Source organism: Serratia nematodiphila DZ0503SBS1 (assembly GCF_000738675.1).
GTDB lineage: Bacteria > Pseudomonadota > Gammaproteobacteria > Enterobacterales > Enterobacteriaceae > Serratia > Serratia nematodiphila.
The window spans coordinates 650,796-669,233 of record NZ_JPUX01000002.1; the positions used below are offsets into that span (position 1 = coordinate 650,796).

Below are 18,438 nucleotides of genomic sequence, written 5' to 3' on the forward strand. Positions count from 1 at the left end.
ATTTATCTCCTGAGGTACTCCTATGCAATCCGAAGAACAACGCCTTATCGATGGTCTGTTTGGCCGCCTGAAAGAAGCCGAGACCAAGACGGGCCCACGGGATCTCCAGGCAGAGCAGCAAATCAACCAGCATATTCGCGAGCAGCCTTCCGCCCCTTATTACATGGCGCAGGCGATGATCATTCAGGAAGCGGCGCTCAAGCAGATGGATCAGCGGGTCAAAGAGCTGGAGGCCCAGGTGGCGCAGCTGCAGCAAACCGCCAACGGCCAGCAGAGCAGCGGCGGCTTCCTGGCCGGTCTGTTCGGCGGCGGCAGCCGCACGCCAAGCCCGCGTGAACAGTATCAGGCGCAGCAGCAAAATACGGCGGCCTGGAACAACGCGCAGCAGGGGGGCTACGCGCAGCAGCAGCCTGCCTATGCCCAACCGCAGCAGGCGGCGCCCTCACGCGCCGGCGGCTTCCTGGGAGGCGCCTTGCAAACGGCGGCGGGCGTCGCCGGCGGCGTGGTGTTGGCCGACATGCTGACCGGCATGTTCCGCCATTCGCAACCACAGGAAATCGTAAATATTATCGAGGAAACCCCGGCGCCGCTGGACGACAGCGCAATGCGCAATTTCGACGCCTCCAACAACCTGGATACCTTCAACAACGGCGATGGTGGCAGCTTCCTGAACCAGGACAACGGCTTCCAGAACGCCAGCTATCAGGACGACACGGATTACGCCGACGACGATTACAGCGACGACGACTCCTTCCTGTAATTCCCTTCGCCCCCTCTCACCCGCAGAGGGGGATTTCCCGTTTCACCAATCTGGTCTACAGTGAACACTGTTCATTTATCCAGCCGGGAGAAACGATGATGAGCCTGACTCCTTCAGACCCTTTTTTCAGCGAACGCCTGCAGATGCGCCCGCCGGTGATGGCGGATCTCGAACGCTTCTACGCCATCTTCGGCGATCCGCAAACCCAGCGTTTCAACCCCGCCGGCCCGCTCACCAGCGAAGCGCAGGCTATCTCGGCGCTGCAAGAGAGAATTTCCGGGTGGCAACAACACGGTTACGGTTCCTGGGCGATCGCCCTGCGCGAACGGCCGGATTGGATCATCGGCTTTGGCGGATTGTCCTGGAAACCGCTCGGCGCGCAGCGCACCGTGAACCTCGGCTATCGATTCGATACTCGCGTCTGGGGCATGGGGTTGGCCACCGAGATGGCGCGGGCGTCGCTGCAATATGGTTTTGTCGGATTGGCGATGGAGGAAATTTCCGCCATTGTGCGCGCGGAGAATCAGGCGTCGTGGCGAGTGCTGGAAAAGATCGGCATGCGGCGGGTGGATACGCTGGATGACGTGCCCGGCGCGGCGCCGAGCCTGGTGTATACACTAAAGCGCGGCGACTATCAGGGCTGATCGTCGCTGATTCTGGCCAATGCCATGCGATAAGATTTGACCTTCTTACGCTTTTTCAGCCAGGTGGTGGTCGACACGATGAACACCGCACCCGACATCGCCAACACGCCGGTCGGGTGGCCGTAAAACACCATCAAGGCAAAGTACACGGCGGAAACGATCGCCACCCATTTCGCCGTATTGCCCATGTCGTTTTTCTCCTGGGTCAAACGGCGAATGCGCTCTTCTTCACTGATTCCCATACGCGCTCCTTGTTGGTTGAATGTTCCATTATATGGAGTTGGAGTGCTGATATTTCAAGCGGTTGGATGGTAAAGAAGCGTAAAGCTCAGGCCGGCGGTTCCCGTCGCCGCGGCAGATAGCGCCCGGGCTGATCGGCACCCGGCAGACCGGCGCCGTCATTACGGCCAAACAGCCGGTAGCGATTGCCGGCGACCGCGTCGTACACCTTGTCCGCCAGCTTCGGTGGCAGGCAACGCCCCAGCGCCAGCGCGCGGTATGGCCAAGCCAATTGGCGCAGCGACCGAAACAGCGCCGCCGAACGCAGCCAATAGCGCCCCTGCTCAACATAGACCACGGAATCGAAACGATCGGTCGGCAACCCCAACGCCAGCAGGATCGCCTGCCCTTCGACGGATTGCACCGTTGCCAACAGAATACGCCGCTGCCGATCGGCGCGAATAAGGTATCTCACCAGCCCGTGACACAGATTGCATTCGCCGTCGAACAACAGCGCGCGCTCGCCGGGCTGGAGATAAGGCAACTGTGATAAAGGGGTCATCCCGCCTCCCGTAAAACGCTCTCCTTAGCCTAACGCGCCTGGCGCGCTCAGGCCAGAGCGGGATGACAGAGTCCGTTAAGGCGCAGGCGGTGCGTCAGGCACGGCCACCACCGCGACGCGCACTTCGTAATGTTTGGCGCTGCCCGCCGGGATCACCGCCGTCAGTTTGTTGATGGTTTCCACCGGATTGTCGCTGGCCGAGGTGGCGCAGAACAGCTCGCCGCCGTGGCAGAACCCCGGCTTGGGCTGGTGCCCGCCCGGGAAAGGTGGCATGCGCATCGGCGCATCCATCAAAGGCGGCAACGCGTTGGCCGCTGGCTTCTCAGGCGCCGACATCGCGCTCGCGCTGAACAACAGCGCCATGCCCATGCAGGGCAGCGCCAGGATCTTGATTGCTTGTTTCATTGAATTAGCCTCATTTGCCGGGTTCGGGATTACGCTACCCCGCCCCCGGCCAATGAGAAAGCCGCTTTTCGCTACCTTTTCGCCCCGCTGCGCTTTGCTTACATCCCGCGTCTAACGTGATGAAAGACGAAAGGTTGGGTAAAGGGCCGTCGCGTTACTTACCGTTGGTCAGCGTGTTGTAGCTGGTCATCAGATTGCGGTAGTCCGGGATATGGTTGGAGAACAGCGTGCCCAGGCCTTCGATATCGTTGCGCCAGTCGCGGTGCAGCTCGCAGGCGACGCCGAACCAGGTCATCAACTGCGCGCCGGCGGCTTCCATACGGCTCCAGGCCGACTGACGGGTCAGTTCATTGAAGGTGCCGGAGGCGTCGGTCACCACAAACACTTCGAACCCTTCATTGAGCGCAGACAGCGCCGGGAATGCCACGCACACTTCGGTCACCACGCCGGCAATGATCAGCTGCTTGCGGCCGGTGGCTTTTACCGCTTTGACGAAGTCGTCGTTGTCCCAGGCGTTGATCTGGCCAGGGCGCGGAATGAAAGGAGCATCGGGGAATTGGGCTTTCAGTTCCGGCACCAGCGGGCCGTTGGGGCCGTTTTCAAAACTGGTGGTCAGAATGGTCGGCAGGTTGAAATACTTCGCTAAATCACCCAGCGCCAGCACGTTGTTTTTAAACCGATCGGGATCGATGTCGCGCACCAGCGAAAGCAGCCCTGCCTGATGATCCACCAGCAATACGGCGGCCTGATCTTTGTCGAGGCGTTTGTAATTTGCAGTCATGGTTTTACTCCTGTGGGGTTTGATGTTGCGGATGAAATGCCCCACCGGTGTGGCGGGGCGTTGAGGTTTAAGTGTGGCGTCTGGAACCGAGAACACTTCCCGCCCCAGATGCCAAGGTTCAACCGGCGCTCGCTTCGGCGTTCATGCTGCCGAACTTGCCGCTGTTGAAATCGCGGAACGCCTGCTGGATTTCCGCTTCGCTGTTCATGACGAACGGGCCGTAGCCGACGATAGGCTCATCGATCGGTTCGCCGCTCAGCACCAACAGCGCGACATCGTTGTTGGCTTCGATAGTGATCGAATCCCCCGCCCGGTCGAAACGCACCATCTGGGTTTCACGCACCACATCTTCGCCGTTAACCAGGATCGCGCCGTGCAGCATCACCAGCGCCAGCGTATGGCCTTCTTTCACCGTCAGCGTGGTGGTATGGCCGGCATTCAGCTTCATATCCCACACGTTGAGCGGGCTGAAGGTGCGCGCCGGGCCGGCATGGCCGCCGAAGTCACCGGCGATCACCCGCACTTGCCCTGCGCCGTCCGCCAGCGGAACCACCGGAATATCGGCGTTCAGCAGCGTCTGGTAACCCGGCTCGGCCATTTTGTCCTTGGCCGGCAGGTTGACCCACAGCTGCACCATTTCCATGGTGCCGCCGTTGCGCGAGAAGTCCCGCGAATGGAACTCTTCGTGCAGGATGCCGGAGGCGGCGGTCATCCACTGGACGTCGCCGGGGCCAATCACCCCGCCGCTGCCGGTCGAGTCACGGTGTTCCACTTCGCCCTGATAGACGATGGTCACCGTTTCAAACCCGCGATGCGGGTGCTGACCCACGCCACGGGTGCCGGAGGCGGAACGGAATTTGGTCGGCGCCGCGTGATCCAGCAGCAGGAACGGGCTCATTTCCGCCCCCAAATCGTTATAAGAGAACAGCGAATTCACCAGGAAACCGTTACCGACCCAGTGTGCTTCCGGGCTGTTGTGAATACCGAGGATTTTTTTCATCTTGAACTCCCGTTTCAGACCTCACGGCCTTAAGTTGATGTCAGAAGTTTAATCCGCCGGGGTTTGCTGCAGTAGTAGGCAAGATGTACACTCAGCGTTCTACTGATAGAACGATAAGGGATACGATGCTGACCGATCTGAACGATCTGTTTTTCTTCGCCAGCGTGGTCGATCACCAGGGATTCGCCCCCGCCGGCCGGGCGCTGGGCATTCCCAAATCCAAGCTCAGCCGCCGCGTGGCGCTGCTGGAGGAGCGGCTGGGCGTGCGCCTGATCCAGCGCTCGACGCGGCGCTTCTCGGTGACCGAGGTCGGCCAAACTTATTACGCGCACTGCAAGGCAATGCTGGTGGAAGCGGAAGCGGCGCAGCAGGCGATCGAGCAGACGCGCGCCGAGCCCTGCGGCACGGTGCGCATGTCCTGCCCGGTGGCGATCCTGCACACCCGCGTCGGCAGCATGGTGGCGGCCTTTATGGCCGATTATCCCAAGGTGACGGTGCATCTGGAGGCCACCAACCGCCGGGTGGACGTGGTGGGGGAAGGGTTGGATCTGGCGATCCGCGTGCGGCCGCCGCCGCTGGAGGACAGCGATCTGGTGCTGAAAATCCTGGCGCAGCGCACCTGGTGCGTCGCCGCCAGCCCGGCACTAGTGCGCACCCTCGGGCCGGCGCACACGCCGGAAGACCTGCGTAAATACCCGACGCTCGATCTCGGCCCGGCGCGCGGTCAGCACCAATGGCGGCTGACCGGCCCACAGGGTGAACGGGTGGAGTGGGAACACACGCCGCGGCTGGTCACCGACGACATGCTGATGCTGCGCACCGCCGCCATCGCCGGCGCCGGCATCGTACAACTGCCGGCGATGATGATGCGCGACGACATGCTGCGCGGCGAGCTGGTGCAACTGTTGCCGGGCTGGCAGCCGCAGGGCGGCGTGGTGCATGCGGTTTACCCGTCGCGCCGCGGCCTGCTGCCGGCGGTGCGGCTGCTGCTCGACTATCTGGGCGAGCAGTTCGCCAGCATTGAAGAAGAGTGATCAGGCGGTGATTTCGATCGCGTTGCCGTCTGGATCGCGAATGACGGCCTCGTAGAAGCCGTCGCCGGTCCAGCGCGGCGCGGACAGCAAAATGCCCTCCTGCTGCGCGCGCTGCGCCAACCGATCGACCTGCCGCTCATCCCCCAGCGACAGCGCGATGTGCGCCCAACCGACCCGCTCCTCCTGCTCCTGCGCCAGCAGCAACGTCGGCACGCGCATGATCTCCAGCGACGGCCCGGCCGCCAGGCTGACGAAGCGGGAAACGAACCCCGGCCGGTTGCGGCTGACATACTCCTCCCCCGCGGCACCATTGAAATAACGCTGCCAAAATGCCAGCTGCGCGTCGATGTCACGGGTCCACAGAGCAACATGGGCTATTTTCATCATCATTCTCCGGTCGGTAAATCGCTGTGCCAAACCTGGCCGCCGCCCTGCGCCACCTGCAGCTCAAGCTGCGGGTGCGCGCCGCGCGCCGTCACCAGATGATCCACCCGCCCGGCGGGCAGGAAGGGGTAAGGGGCGTAGGTATTGAGCTTGTCGCGGGTGCACAGCACCGCCACGCTGCCGGCGCGCGTCAACAGCCGCTTTTTAAAGGTGGCGTCCTGGTAGCTCAGCGCGGAGAAGCCGCCGGCCGGGTCGTAGGCGCAGATGCCGGTAAACACCAAATCGAAATGGAAACCGTCGATCTCTTCCGCGGCCTTGGCGTCCACGCAGCCGCCGACCTGCGCATCCAACTCGCCGCCGATCAGGATGGTGCGGATCCCCGGCCGCTCCAGCATTTTGCCGGCGATGCTCAATGCATTGGTCACCACCGTCAAACGCCGGTCGCGCGGCAACAGATCCGCCAGATACAGGTGGGTGCTGCCGGCGTCGAGGAAGATCAGCTGTTCTTCACCGATCACCCCCAGCGCGGTCTGTGCCAGCGCCAGCTTCTCGTCACCGCTGAGCGCAATGCGCGCCGCAACGGGCCCCTCGGCCGGCGTCGGCGCCAACGCGCCGCCATAGATGCGTTTGCACAAGTTCTGCGCCGCCAGCTGGCGCAGATCGCGGCGGATGGTCGCTTCGGTGGTGTTCAGCCGCTGCGCCATCTCCAGGGCCAGCACCCGCCCCTGTTGGCGGAGCGTGTCAAGAATGGCCTGGTGACGCTCATTCGGTAACAGTTTGGACATCATGTCAATCCGGTGACGCTAAAGTGATCATAAATGTACACAAACAAACACAAACGTACAATGCAGAGCGGAAGAAAAATCGCCGGGCAGGATTTTCGCCTGCGGGATGTTGGCTATACTGAGGCAAGCGAAGTTACCGCAGACGTAACGGCTTGGACGCTAAGGGAAAACGATGTTATTGACGATCGCAAGGTGGCTGTTTCAGCTCCCCGGGAAGCTGTTCGGGCTGATTTTCAAAAATCGCCTGAGGATATTTTTGTTCTTCATGCTGGTCGCCGTTGGGGTGCTCGGCGCCAAGCGCTATCTGCGCGCCCACCAATATGACGACGAGTTCAGTCTCGCCGCCCCCGCCGATTACAATCGCGCCATCAAGCGCGAAATGCCGCTGCGGGAGGCGCGCGAACAGTGCGGCGGGCCGCTGCATGACAATGCCGGGCAGCCGTGGCCCGCCTCAGCGGGTTATCTGCATCAGCCAACGCGGCTGCCCGCATCCGGCCTGCATCGGCTGACGTTGGATAATCAGGGCAACGATTTCGCGGTGCTGGTCAAGCTGGAAACGCCAGCGGCGCCGCAACAGCTGGCGGAAGTCTTTATTCCGCCCGCCGGCAGCTTCGAGGTGAAAATCAATGCGAACGCGGAACACGTGATGAAAATCAAGAATATCAAGACCGGCTGCATGTTCCGCTCCCGGCCGTTCAACCTGGATAAACAGCGTGATTGGCGCATGCCGCTGACGCTGCGGAAGGACGGCAGCCTGCAGCTGCAGCCGATAGGCGATCGCCAATTCTGAGCGGGCGCCGGGCAGCAGAGCCGGCGCCGCATAGGGTTACTTTTTCACCGGATGATCGCGGCGGAACAGTTCCCAGCTTTCAATTTCCTGCCCACTCGGCAAGGTACAGGTGGAATACTGGCCTGCCGCATTCTCTTTGGCGTTCAGCTTGCCGCCGATTTGGGTGCAGTACACGTCGGCCGGGTTCGCCATGCCGATCGGTTTCACCTGCGGCGGTGGCGGCGCCTCGTTAGATTTCACGGAACACCCCTGCAACATCGTCATCCCTGCCAGCAGGGAAAGCATCAACGTTTTTTTCATTTTTCCAGCTTATACAAAAACGAACGGCGGAGCGCTCCGCCGTTCTTAGATCATGAAATAAAGGATTTGCCCTGTTTCAGCACCAGATCGCAGGCTTTTTGCTTCACCTTCTCGGTGATCTGCGAGGTGCCCAGGCTGTTGAGATCCAGGCTCTTGCCTTCGCCGGTCTGCAGCAAGCCGCCCAGGCCCTGCTGATAATCCTGGCTCTTGGCGTTTTCGGTGCTGGTGATGCCCAGCTTGCTGAGCAGCTGATCTTTCACCCCTTCGGCACCGTTAGCCGACAGCACGTTGTTTTTCACGCAGTACTGCAGGATACCGGCGGCATTGGTCATGCTGCTGGAGCTCAACGCCTTGTCGCCGCCGTTCAGCAGGCCGGTCAACGAGGAGAGCGACATGCCGCCGCTGCTGTCGCCGCCCGACTTGCTCAGTTCGCCCGCCGCGCTGCTGAGGGAATCCATCAGCCCGGCGGCCTGGGTGGCGCCGCTGGCCAGGGTCGCGGACAGCGCCAAAGCCAGCAATAAACGATGTTTGGTGATCATAGTGGTGAAACTCCTGTCATAACGGCATGCAATCGGCGCAGCGCGCCGGGATACCTCTCCGACGCCGCCTGCGGCGACAAGTTCCTTTTATCTCGCCGCCGCGCCGTTTTTCGGAATTCAGGAAGTTTAGAACTGCCAGCGCAGCCAGGCGAAGAACACGTTGCCGTTGTTATAGGTGCCGGGAATGTAGGTCGCCTGGAACGTCAGCCGCTGATAGCCGATAGAGGCCAGCGGCAGCGGCGCCGGGATAGGGATGTAATTCCAGTTATCGCGCGCGGTGACGCTGGCGGTGAAGCCCAGCCCCAGGCGGAAATCCTTGTCATCCAGCGGGCGCCAGATCTTCTCGTAGGCGTAGCCGCCGATCGGCTCCCATTTGTTGAAGGAATCCTTGAACGCCATGATGTAGATGCCGTGCCAGTCACCGTCGCTGTCGTAGCGGGAGATGCCGTAACCGGCGCCCCACGGACGTTCGTTGTACTTATCGATATGCTCATCATCATAAGTCCAACGGTTGTGCCAGGTGATGGCCGGGATATAGAGATCGTGGTTAGGCGAGTTGTTCCAGGTCTCCGCCACGTTATCGGTAAAACGCTGCCATAAACCCGGTTTTTCAGCCTGTGCGGCATTGCCACTTTCTGTACCAACCTCAGCATAAGAAGGCAGTGCAGGAAATATCAACGCCAGAGAACACGCCAAAAGGGTCCGTTTTAGAAACATCGTAAAGCTCCTGTAAAAATACGGCCGCAGATTTTTACCGATAGCCCAGGCAAGATCAAGCCGTATCTAATTTATCCAACGCCCGTTGTGCTTTGGTTAAGTTTAGCACCGGAAAATGCCCAATAATTCAGGACAAACCGTACCGGTATCCGCATGCTATTGCCTTTCGGGCGGCAAAACCGTGGGAAAAATCCGCTTTGTCGCACGCTACTCGCGAGCAAGATGCTTGACCAACACATCGACATCGAGACGGTTCACAAACTCCAGGGAATACGAGGAATAGAGGCCGAACAGGCGGTTTTGGTGCCCGACCACCACCAGATCGATGCCGGCCTGGTGAATAAAATCGCTCACGTCCTTAAAGCGCCGAATGGTGACAATCTCCTTGACCGCGACCGGCACATCGACGGCGCTCACCAACCGGCTCAGCATCGCCTTGGCGGCGATCACTTCCTGCGCCTGGCGATCCTTGATTAACGCATCGCTGCCGTACTCCAGCTCGGCGTAGTCGGCGTTAAGATGGCCGACGGTGAGGGCGATGGGCTTACCGCGCACCATCGCCGCCGTTTGACGCAGCAACGGCAACCCATCACGCTCGTTATGAATCAGCACCAGAATATGTCGATAGCCTTTCATCACACGCCCCCCTCTCAGGCCAGCACCGCTGGGACATGAGCCCCTCTGGTAGGTATACGCCATCCGTGCGCACGTAGAGAAAAGTTTACGTATCACTTCCCACAGAATGTGATGACCGCCACGTTATATTAGCGCCCGTGACGGCCCATTTTTACACCGGCCCGACGCGGCGCGCATTGCGGCATCTGTAAAGCAAAACTGACAACTATGACCGAATAAAAAAACCTTATTGTTAATTTTTTGTTTTTAATTGGTTGCTGGAAGGTTTCTTTAAATAAGCGTGCGGCGGATCACCAAAATGCACCTTTACATGAAGTTGTGCTTTTCTTTCTCAGGCAAAAAGCGTTGCACCGCTCAATGGGATTTAACACGGCTTCAAAAGTACCGGATGATTCACCCTGCATCATGATAAATACCAATGCGCCGCCGTTTTTCTGCCGATATGCCGTCAACGAAAAATACCGCCCCGCCCTAATGCACAATAGCCACACTATTTATGGAAAAACCCATCGCGTAAAGCGCCGAATACAAACCGCCTCTTCCTCGGCCGCTCCCCCTATCTTGAACAAGCCGGCACTTTAAATAACTGTTAATGCTAACGACACAACATCGCCAGCAATTTATTTTTGCTGATTTTCGCCTGACAAAATAAAGATAAATAATCCGGAGCAATCAATGAAAATAACTATCGGGTCATTCATTCTGCAACAGCTTCACGCCCTGAACGTCGATCGTATTTACGGCGTGCCCGGCGACTATAACCTCAGCCTGCTGGAGCTGTTGGAAAGCGACGAACGGCTGGCGTTCGTCGGCAACTGCAATGAATTGAACGCCTCCTACGCCGCCGACGGCTACGCACGGATGAAAGGCGCCGGCGCGCTGATCGTCACCTACGGCGTCGGCGATCTGGCCGCGCTGTCCGGCATCGCCGGCGCCTATGCCGAATCTTCGCCGGTGGTCTGCATCGCCGGCACGCCGCCGCTGCACGCGATGAAGAATCATCAGCTATTGCACCATACCCTGGGCGACGGCAATTTCGACAACGTCATGAACTGCTTTAAACAATTCACCGTCGCTCAGGCTCTTATCACGCCGGAAAATGCCGCGCAGGAAATTCCACGCGTTATTTCTCGCGCCTGGATAGAGAAGAAACCGGTGTATTTACAGCTGCCGTCTGATATTTGCGATATCGAAATTGAAGTCGCCGAAGCCGCAGCAGCGCCGCAATTGCCGGCGAGCGATAAATACAATGTGCAATTGGCGGCAATGGCGCTGTTAACCAAAATAAAGCGCGCGCAGCGCCCGATCATATTGGTCGACCAAATGGTGGATCGCTACCGGTTGCAGCAGTTGGTTATCGATGTCGCTCACCGCTTCGCCATACCGCTGACCAACATGCCAACCGCCAAATGCATTATCCCGGAAAATACCGCCGGCTGGATGGGCGGCTACAGCGGCAACCTGTCGCGCCCCGAATTGTATGAACGCATGGCCCACTCAGACTGCGTGCTGAGTTTCGGCGTGCGTCTGGTGGACTCCACCACCGGCTATTTCTCGCAGCAAATTCCCGCCGCCGCTCAGGTGGATATTCAGCCGTTCTCGATGACGTTGGACAACACCTCCTACCCGGCGGTAGCGACGGCGGATCTGCTGCAGGCGCTGCTGGATCTGAGCGAAGACGCGCCGGCGCAGCTTTTATCACCGCTGGCCGATCCGCGTGACAAGCTGGCGACGCCGAGCGACGCGCCTATCGACCAGGCCTATCTGTGGCAGCGGATCCAACGCTTCATCCAGGCGGATGATGTGGTGGTGGTGGAAAACGGCACCTCGGGCGCGGCCATCGGCGGCATGCGCATGCCGGGCGGCGTCAAGGTGGTCAACCAACCGATTTGGGGCTCGATCGGTTATACCCTGCCGGCGCTGCTCGGAACCCTGATGGCGGCCCCTGAGCGCCGTCACCTGCTGTTCATCGGCGACGGCTCCTTCCAGCTTACCGCGCAGGAAGTGTCCACTCTGCTGCGCTGCGAACAAAAGCCGATCATCTTCCTGATCAACAACGACGGTTACACTATCGAACGCTATATCCTCGGCGAAAACTCGTCCTACAACGACATCAGCCCGTGGGACTACGCCAAACTGCCGGCGGTATTGAATACCCAGGCGCAGCCGTTCAGCGTGGCGGTGGAAACCACACAACAGCTGGAAATGGCCCTGGAACACGCCTCACGGCAGGATCGGCTGGCGTTTATCGAGGTGAAAGTGCCGATGATGGACACGCCGCCGGTGATGAAAGAGTTCTGTAACCGCTGCAACAGCTTTAACTTCGGCCTGACCAACCCGCGCCGCAGCGCCTGAGGCGCGATGATCGCGCCGCCGGTGGTTCAGGCCTCCGGCGGCGTTTTTCATGCCGTTACCCGCCGGCGCGCGCCATGCAGCGCTGCCGGCGTTCATCCACCCGCTTGGCGAACCAGGCGGTGGTCAGCTTGCGGGTGATTTTCGGGCTTTCCAGCTGAATACCCGGCAGCATCTCACGCGGCAGCTTGCCGCCCGCCAACGCAAAGACCTTCTTATACAGGTCGGTATCGGCAAAGTCAGCCGTATCGCCTTTCTCAAGCGCCCGGCGAATGGCGCTGTCGCTCATGTTCAGGCGCTTGCCGAGCGTGCGCACCGCCAGCTCGGTCGAGCCGGGCTTGTCGCTGCTGAAGTCGATCAGATCGCCGTCCAGCGCCAGCGGAATGGCGCTCGCCCGGCTGACCGCGTTTTGGAACGCCGCGTTGCGGCTGGCGTACCAGCCGGCGTTGAAGTCGGCAAAGCGGTAAATCGGCCGGCTGTAATCGGCCGGGTACCCCAGCAAATGCATAATGCCGAAGTACATGCCGCCGCGCCGGCTGAAAACTTCGCGGCGAATCGAGCCGTCGACCGGATAAGGATACCCTTTGGCGTGCGCCTCGGCGAAGGCGATGCTCACCTGCATCGGGCCGCCGGTATGTACCGGGTTCAAATGGCCGAACAGCTTCTGTCCCATCGGCACGCGGTCGATCATGTCATCGAAGATATCGCTCAGATCCTTCTCCGTGCGCACCTTATCCAGACGCTCACTGTAGCTCTGGCCGTTCGACGACGAGATCTTCAACGCGGTATGCACCAAAAAGTTCGGGATGTGCATCTGATCGGCACGGCGGTCGATCTCTTTCCAGGCGATCTTCGGCAGCCCCGGCACCTGCGGGTTAGCCTGGAATGTCGACTCTTGTTCGGTCACCGCCAGCACCGAACACAGGTTCTCATCGCTCGGTTCAATGCCCTGCGCGGCGAAGGCGGCGGTAATATCGGTGGCCCAGCCCTGACGATCGCCGGCGTTGGCCGGGATCAGCGTCATCAGTCGGGCTTTGACGTCGGCGGGGCGCGCCGCCGGCGCCGTGGTGGTGGTTTTGCTGGTACAGCCCGCCAGCGCCAGCAGCGCGGCCAGGCTCAGCCAACGGAAGGGCATCGGGTGGAATAAACGAGATATCGGCATCTTTTCCCTGAACGTGATGACATGAACAGCACTGAAATTAGCCCAGCCGCCGCACACAATCCAGTATAAAGATATCGCCGCGCCTTTCCGTCAGGCCGCTATGTTCAAACGATCGATAAAGATGTATTTTATATGCATCATATAAATCACTTTGTTTGCCCAGCCAGAGGAGCCCCCTATGGAGCAGCAGCTGCTTTGCTATAAAACCCTGCCGGAATGGAACAGCGACACACTGCCGGAAGCCTTTCGCCAGCGCCACAACACCCAGAACGGCACCTGGGCGAAGCTCACCGTGCTGAGCGGCAACCTGACGTTCGCCATGATGACCGAAGACGGCGCCACCACCGAGACCTGGCAGTTTAGCCCCGAAAGCCAGCCGCCGTTTATCGAACCGCAGCAGTGGCATCGCATCGTTTCCTTCTCGGACGACATGACCTGCCGGCTGGCGTTCTACTGCACGCCGGAAGATTACTACCACAAGAAATACGAACTGACGCGCACCCACTCCGAAGTGATCGAGGCGGCGGCGCGCATCGCACCGGGCAAGGCGCTGGATCTGGGCTGCGGCGGCGGCCGCAATTCGCTCTATCTCAATCTGAAAGGTTTCGACGTCACCGCCTGGGACAAGCACGCGCCGTCGATAGCTCGCCTCAATCAGATCATCGACGCCGAGCAGCTGACCCGCCTGAGCGCCGGGGTGCAGGATCTCAATACTCACCGCTTCAGCGGCGAGTACGACTTCATCCTGTCCACCGTGGTGTTGATGTTTCTCGAGCGCCAGCAGATCCCGCATATCGTGCAAAACATGCAGGACAGCACCGTGCCCGGCGGCCATAATCTGATCGTGGCGGCGATGGATACCGAAGATTATCCCTGCCCGCTGCCGTTCCCGTTCACCTTCAAGCCGGGCGAGCTGAAGCACTATTACCGCGACTGGCAGATCCTCAAATACAACGAGGACGTCGGCCAACTGCACAAGACCGACGCCGCCGGCAACCGCATCTCGCTGCGCTTCGCCACCCTGCTGGCGCGCAAGCTATAACGCGTCGTGAAAGATCACCCCTAGCGTGTGGCGTTGGCCGGTGCGTATCCGGCTGACGCCGTGGCGCAGATTGACCCGATAGTAGCCTCTCGCTCCGGCCACCGGCCGATGGTGCACCGCGAACACCACCGCGTCCCCCTGCTGCAAGGGCACCACCTCCGGCCGGCTCTGCATCCGCGGCCGCTGCTCGGTCAGCACAAACTCGCCGCCGGTGAAATCCTGCCCGGGGGCGGAAAGCAGGAACGCCACCTGCAGCGGAAACACCCGTTCGCCGTACAGATCCTGATGCAGGCAGTTGTAATCCCCCTCCGTGTAACGCAACAGCAGCGGCGTTGGCCGCCGCTGGCCGGCCTGATGACATTCAGTCAGGTAAGCCTCGTGTTCGGCGGGATAGCGCGCCGTCAGACCCAGCATGGCGTTCCAGCGATTGGCCAACGGCGCCAACCGCGCGTACAGCAGGCCGCGCACTTCGGCCACCGGGGGCGGTAACGGATACGCAAAATACTGGTACTCGCCGCGGCCAAAACCGTGGCGCGCCATGACGATGCGGCTGCGAAAATGTTCGCCATGCGGATAAAGCGCCGCCAATTGCCGGCACAGCTCGGCGCTGAGCACGCCCGGCAGGCGCGCCCCCCCTTGCGCATCAAGTTCGCGTTCGATCGCCGCCCAGTCCAATTCGGCCAACCGCGCCGCCAGCGCGCCGCTCATCGCTGCGCCTCCTTTTCCAGCAAGGCTTTCTTGCGCTCGACGCCCCAGCGATAACCGGACAAGGCGCCGCCGTTGCGCACCACCCGGTGACAGGGGATTGCCACCGCCAGCACGTTGGCGGCGCAGGCGCCGGCCACCGCGCGCACCGCCTTCGGCGCGCCGATGCGCCGGGCGATATCGGCATAGCTGACGGTTTCGCCGACCGGTATCGCCTGCAGCGCCCGCCAGACCCGCTGTTGAAACGCAGTGCCGCGAATATCCAGCGGCAGCGCCAGCCCGCTCTCCGGCGCTTCGATCAGGCCCACCACCTGCGCCATCAGCGCTTCATACTGCGCGTCACCGCCGATCAGCTCGGCGTTGGGGAATTTATCCTGCAGATCCTGCACCAGCTGCTGCGCATCGTCCCCCAGCAGAATGGCGCAAATGCCCACCTCGCTCTGCGCCGCCAGGATCTCGCCCAGCGAACAGCGCCCGACGGCGAAATGGATGCGCATGCCTTTGCCGCCCGCCCGGTAGGCCTTCGGCGTCATGCCCAGCGCGGCGTTGGCTTGCTGGTAGAAGCGGCCGTTGGCGCCATAGCCGGCGTCGAAGATCGCGTCGGTCACCGTCTCCTGCTGCGAAAGACCGGTGCGCAAGCGCTGGCTACGCTGCGCGTCGGCGTAGCCTTTCGGCGTCAGGCCGGTGATCGCTTTGAACAGCCGGTGGAAATGGTATTGGCTCAACCCGATGTGGCGCGCCAGCGTCTGCAGCGACGGCGCTTTCTCCGCCCGTTCGATATAGCGGCAGGCCTCGGCGATCTGCCGCGCATGCTGCTCCGTCAACGGCGTCAGCCCCTGGCGGCAGCGTTTGCAGGGCCGATAACCCGCCGCCTCCGCCTGTTCCGCATCGTCGAACAGCTCCACGTTTTGCCGATTCGGCTGGCGTGACGGGCAGGAAGGCGAGCAATACACGCCGGTGGTTTTCACCGCGTAGATAAAGCGGCCGTCGGCGTGCTTGTCGCGGCTGACGATCGCCAGCCAGCGCGGATCGGCGCTGTCGATTACGTTTTTCATCATCCGTTCCTCACTGCGGTTTCGATGTTAACCAGCATAGTGACGGGCCGTTGGCGAAACACGCCGACTCTTGCTTTTTAATTCGACGCCGACGTTTTCAACAATGTTTCGACAATTTTTAACCAACAACATGAAGTTTATTACGTTGCCAACCCGCTTGCACGGCGTTAGGATCGCGGCCGGTCACGGGCGTGGCCAGTGTTTTTGCCTGTTAGTTGCGCGTATGGAGAGGTTATTGTGTTAGAGAGTTTTGGCGTCCTGAATTTATGGACCTATTTGGCCGGGGTGGTCTTCATCATCATTCTGCCGGGGCCGAATACGCTGTACGTGCTGAAAACCGGCATATCGCGCGGCGTGCGCGCCGGCTACACCGCGGCGCTGGGCGTGTTTATCGGCGATGCGATCCTGATCTTCTGCGCCTATATCGGCGTGGCGTCGCTGATCCGCACCACGCCGTTCCTGTTTACCCTGGTGCGTTTTCTCGGCGCGATTTACCTGCTGTTCCTCGGTGCAAAAATCCTCTACGCCACCTTCGTGCAGAAGGCGCAGGCGCAACAGCAGCAAATTGAAGGCGGCCACAGCATTCTGCGCAAGTCGCTGACGCTGAGCCTGACCAACCCGAAAGCCATTCTGTTTTACGTGTCGTTCTTCGTGCAGTTCATCGACTTCAACTACGCGCACACCGGGCTGTCGTTCACCATTCTGGCGCTGATCCTCGAAGCCGTCAGCTTTATCTACATGAGCACGCTGATCTTCTCCGGCGCGATGCTGGCGCATTTCTTCAACCACAAGAAAGGCCTGGCGAAGCTCGGCAACGGCCTGATCGGCCTGCTGTTCCTCGGTTTCGCCACCCGTCTGGCGACCCTGAGCTCGTGATCCCTCCCGGCCGGCGCCCGCCGGCCGCGGTTTACTCTCCCGTCACGGCAAAATGACACGCAGGACAAACCGAATGTCAGGCAGACCAAAGCCGCCGCTTTCCCGCTGATCTAGACTCTCAGGGTTAACGATAACCTGATGAGCCTGATCGGAGGATGTATGTCTGACAATACCGTAGCCGTGCTGGATAGCGTGTCGCGTTTTCTCGATCGTCAGCATGGGCTGTATATCGACGGCCAGTGGCGCGCGTCCGCCGCGGAAGGCCGCCTGGCGGTGTACAACCCCGCCAATGGGCAGCAGATCGCCACCACCGCCGACGCCAATGAACACGACGTCGCGCTGGCGGTGCAGTCCGCCCACAAAGCCTTCAGCGAAGGCGTCTGGGCGCAGCGTCTGCCGGTCGAGCGCGAGCGCATCCTGCTGCGCTTCGCCGATCTGGTGGAGCAGCACGCCGAAGAGTTGGCGCAGCTCGAAACCCTTGAGCAGGGCAAATCCATCAACATCGCCCGCGCCTTCGAAGTCGGCAGCACCCTGAACTGGATGCGCTACACCGCCGGGCTGGCGACCAAAATCACCGGCCAGACGCTGGATGTCTCCATTCCGATGCCACCGGGCGCCAAATATCAGGTTTATACCCGCAAAGAGCCGATCGGCGTGGTCGCCGGCATCGTGCCCTGGAACTTCCCGCTGATGATCGGCATGTGGAAAGTGATGCCGGCGCTGGCCGCGGGCTGCTCCATCGTCATCAAGCCGTCGGAAACCACCCCGCTCACCCTGCTGCGCATGGCCGAACTGGCGAGCGAAGCCGGCGTGCCGCCGGGCGCGTTCAACGTGGTCACCGGCCGCGGCACCGTGTGCGGCAAGGCGCTGACCGAACATCCGCTGATCGCCAAAGTCAGCTTTACCGGCTCCACGCCGGTGGGCAAAAGCATCGCGCGCGCAGCGGCGGATCGCCTGACCCGCGTGACGCTGGAGCTGGGCGGCAAAAACCCGGCCATCGTGCTGAAAGATGCCGATCCGCAGCAGGTGATCGAAGGCCTGATGCTCGGCAGCTTCCTCAACCAGGGGCAGGTGTGCGCCGCCAGCTCGCGAATCTATATCGAAGCGCCGATTTATGATCGGTTGGTGGCCGGATTCGAACAGGCGGTGAAATCGCTGTCGGTCGGGCCGGGGATGGATACCGGCGCGCAAATCAACCCGCTGGTATCGCTCGCGCACCGCAACAAGGTGGCGGCCTACCTGGACGACGCCCGGGCGAAAAACGCCGAGCTTATCGGCGGCGCGGCCGGGCCGGACGCCAACGGCTTCTACATTCCGCCGACCCTGGTGATCAACCCGGACGATCGGCTGAACCTGACGCGCGAGGAAGTGTTCGGCCCGGTGGTCAACCTGATCCGGGTGGCGAGCGCCGAAGAAGCGCTGAGCAAGGCCAACGACACCGACTTCGGGCTGACCGCCAGCCTGTGGACCACCAGCCTGCAGCAGGCGATGGCGCTGACGCCGCGCATTCAGGCCGGCACCGTGTGGGTCAACACCCATACGCTGATCGACCCGAACATGCCGTTCGGCGGGTTCAAACAGTCGGGCAGCGGCCGTGATTTCGGCCCGGATTGGCTGGACGCTTACACCGAGTCGAAATCGGTCTGCATTCGCTATTGAGTGAAGCGGCGCGGGCCTGGCCCGCGCCCTG

At 61.0% G+C, this 18,438-nt stretch carries 22 protein-coding genes; 8 read left to right on the forward strand and 14 right to left on the reverse strand.

What is annotated here, in order from left to right:
- Positions 1–22 precede the first annotated feature (22 nt).
- Together JL05_RS23660 and JL05_RS23665 are read left to right on the forward strand one after the other, a co-directional pair.
- A complete protein-coding gene (locus JL05_RS23660; protein ID WP_021504712.1) occupies positions 23–760 on the forward strand; it encodes a DUF2076 domain-containing protein in 738 nt (245 codons plus the stop codon).
- A gap of 95 nt (positions 761–855) precedes the next feature.
- Entirely contained in the window at positions 856–1,404 is a 549-nt protein-coding gene (locus JL05_RS23665; RefSeq protein WP_015376798.1) for a GNAT family N-acetyltransferase, read from the forward strand.
- Here the strand turns inward: JL05_RS23665 and JL05_RS23670 are convergent.
- The 5 genes from JL05_RS23670 to JL05_RS23690 all read right to left on the reverse strand — a co-directional run bounded on the left by JL05_RS23670 (position 1,395) and on the right by JL05_RS23690 (position 4,371).
- Positions 1,395–1,646: a hypothetical protein gene (locus JL05_RS23670; protein ID WP_004928468.1), complete on the reverse strand. Its 252-nt coding sequence runs from the start codon at positions 1,644–1,646 to the stop codon at positions 1,395–1,397. The genes JL05_RS23665 and JL05_RS23670 overlap by 10 nt on opposite strands.
- Positions 1,647–1,732: 86 nt before the next feature.
- Positions 1,733–2,185: a thiol-disulfide oxidoreductase DCC family protein gene (locus JL05_RS23675; protein WP_033634041.1), complete on the reverse strand. Its 453-nt coding sequence runs from the start codon at positions 2,183–2,185 to the stop codon at positions 1,733–1,735.
- A 75-nt stretch (positions 2,186–2,260) separates the two neighbouring features.
- Complete coding sequence (locus tag JL05_RS23680; protein WP_033634042.1) at positions 2,261–2,590, reverse strand: hypothetical protein; 330 nt, start codon at positions 2,588–2,590, stop codon at positions 2,261–2,263.
- A 154-nt stretch (positions 2,591–2,744) separates the two neighbouring features.
- Positions 2,745–3,371, reverse strand: coding sequence for an isochorismate family cysteine hydrolase YcaC (ycaC, locus tag JL05_RS23685; protein WP_004928476.1), 627 nt, complete (start codon positions 3,369–3,371; stop codon positions 2,745–2,747).
- A gap of 118 nt (positions 3,372–3,489) precedes the next feature.
- Complete coding sequence (locus tag JL05_RS23690) at positions 3,490–4,371, reverse strand: pirin family protein (RefSeq protein WP_015376795.1); 882 nt, start codon at positions 4,369–4,371, stop codon at positions 3,490–3,492.
- Between the two features lie 125 nt (positions 4,372–4,496).
- Here JL05_RS23690 and JL05_RS23695 point away from each other — a divergent pair, with 125 nt between their 5' ends.
- Entirely contained in the window at positions 4,497–5,405 is a 909-nt protein-coding gene (locus tag JL05_RS23695) for a LysR family transcriptional regulator (RefSeq protein WP_033634044.1), read from the forward strand.
- Here the strand turns inward: JL05_RS23695 and JL05_RS23700 are convergent, their stop codons facing one another.
- Together JL05_RS23700 and JL05_RS23705 are read right to left on the reverse strand one after the other, a co-directional pair.
- The gene (locus tag JL05_RS23700; protein WP_033634045.1) at positions 5,406–5,789 is read right to left on the reverse strand and encodes a VOC family protein; all 384 of its coding nucleotides are present in this window, start codon (positions 5,787–5,789) and stop codon (positions 5,406–5,408) included.
- Between the two features lie 2 nt (positions 5,790–5,791).
- Complete coding sequence (locus JL05_RS23705) at positions 5,792–6,574, reverse strand: DeoR/GlpR family DNA-binding transcription regulator (RefSeq protein ID WP_004940586.1); 783 nt, start codon at positions 6,572–6,574, stop codon at positions 5,792–5,794.
- Between the two features lie 172 nt (positions 6,575–6,746).
- Between JL05_RS23705 and JL05_RS23710 the strand changes: the two genes are divergently transcribed.
- Positions 6,747–7,364, forward strand: a complete 618-nt coding sequence (locus JL05_RS23710; RefSeq protein ID WP_033634046.1) for a hypothetical protein — start codon at positions 6,747–6,749, stop codon at positions 7,362–7,364.
- A 36-nt stretch (positions 7,365–7,400) separates the two neighbouring features.
- Here the strand turns inward: JL05_RS23710 and JL05_RS23715 are convergent, their stop codons facing one another.
- The 4 genes from JL05_RS23715 to JL05_RS23730 all read right to left on the reverse strand — a co-directional run bounded on the left by JL05_RS23715 (position 7,401) and on the right by JL05_RS23730 (position 9,556).
- The gene (locus tag JL05_RS23715; RefSeq protein ID WP_016928925.1) at positions 7,401–7,664 is read right to left on the reverse strand and encodes a putative hemolysin; all 264 of its coding nucleotides are present in this window, start codon (positions 7,662–7,664) and stop codon (positions 7,401–7,403) included.
- A gap of 50 nt (positions 7,665–7,714) precedes the next feature.
- Positions 7,715–8,203, reverse strand: a complete 489-nt coding sequence (locus JL05_RS23720; protein ID WP_015376789.1) for a YjjA family protein — start codon at positions 8,201–8,203, stop codon at positions 7,715–7,717.
- A gap of 126 nt (positions 8,204–8,329) precedes the next feature.
- A complete protein-coding gene (gene pagP / locus JL05_RS23725) occupies positions 8,330–8,920 on the reverse strand; it encodes a lipid IV(A) palmitoyltransferase PagP (protein WP_004940603.1) in 591 nt (196 codons plus the stop codon).
- 207 nt (positions 8,921–9,127) lie between these two features.
- On the reverse strand, positions 9,128–9,556 hold the full coding sequence (locus JL05_RS23730) for a universal stress protein (protein ID WP_004940605.1): 429 nt from the start codon (positions 9,554–9,556) through the stop codon (positions 9,128–9,130).
- Positions 9,557–10,231: 675 nt separating this feature from the next.
- On the opposite strand from JL05_RS23730, the gene JL05_RS23735 reads away from it, so the two are divergent.
- A complete protein-coding gene (locus JL05_RS23735; protein ID WP_033634047.1) occupies positions 10,232–11,911 on the forward strand; it encodes an alpha-keto acid decarboxylase family protein in 1,680 nt (559 codons plus the stop codon).
- Positions 11,912–11,966: 55 nt separating this feature from the next.
- Here JL05_RS23735 and JL05_RS23740 read toward each other — a convergent pair whose 3' ends face one another.
- The gene (locus JL05_RS23740) at positions 11,967–13,070 is read right to left on the reverse strand and encodes a DUF1615 domain-containing protein (protein ID WP_050501289.1); all 1,104 of its coding nucleotides are present in this window, start codon (positions 13,068–13,070) and stop codon (positions 11,967–11,969) included.
- A 178-nt stretch (positions 13,071–13,248) separates the two neighbouring features.
- Here JL05_RS23740 and tehB point away from each other — a divergent pair, with 178 nt between their 5' ends.
- Positions 13,249–14,112, forward strand: a complete 864-nt coding sequence (gene tehB / locus JL05_RS23745) for an SAM-dependent methyltransferase TehB (protein WP_033634049.1) — start codon at positions 13,249–13,251, stop codon at positions 14,110–14,112.
- On the opposite strand, the gene JL05_RS23750 is transcribed toward tehB, so the two are convergent.
- Together JL05_RS23750 and ada are read right to left on the reverse strand one after the other, a co-directional pair.
- Positions 14,107–14,820, reverse strand: a complete 714-nt coding sequence (locus JL05_RS23750; protein ID WP_033634050.1) for a 2OG-Fe(II) oxygenase — start codon at positions 14,818–14,820, stop codon at positions 14,107–14,109. The genes tehB and JL05_RS23750 overlap by 6 nt on opposite strands.
- Positions 14,817–15,872 (reverse strand): bifunctional DNA-binding transcriptional regulator/O6-methylguanine-DNA methyltransferase Ada, encoded by a 1,056-nt coding sequence (ada, locus tag JL05_RS23755; RefSeq protein WP_033634052.1) that lies wholly within the window; start codon positions 15,870–15,872, stop codon positions 14,817–14,819. Before ada ends, JL05_RS23750 begins: the two co-directional genes overlap by 4 nt.
- Before the next feature lie 237 nt (positions 15,873–16,109).
- Here ada and leuE point away from each other — a divergent pair, with 237 nt between their 5' ends.
- Both leuE and JL05_RS23765 read left to right on the forward strand, forming a co-directional pair.
- A complete protein-coding gene (leuE, locus tag JL05_RS23760) occupies positions 16,110–16,748 on the forward strand; it encodes a leucine efflux protein LeuE (RefSeq protein ID WP_004940625.1) in 639 nt (212 codons plus the stop codon).
- A gap of 159 nt (positions 16,749–16,907) precedes the next feature.
- Positions 16,908–18,407 (forward strand): aldehyde dehydrogenase family protein, encoded by a 1,500-nt coding sequence (locus JL05_RS23765; RefSeq protein ID WP_033634054.1) that lies wholly within the window; start codon positions 16,908–16,910, stop codon positions 18,405–18,407.
- Positions 18,408–18,438: the final 31 nt, after the last annotated feature.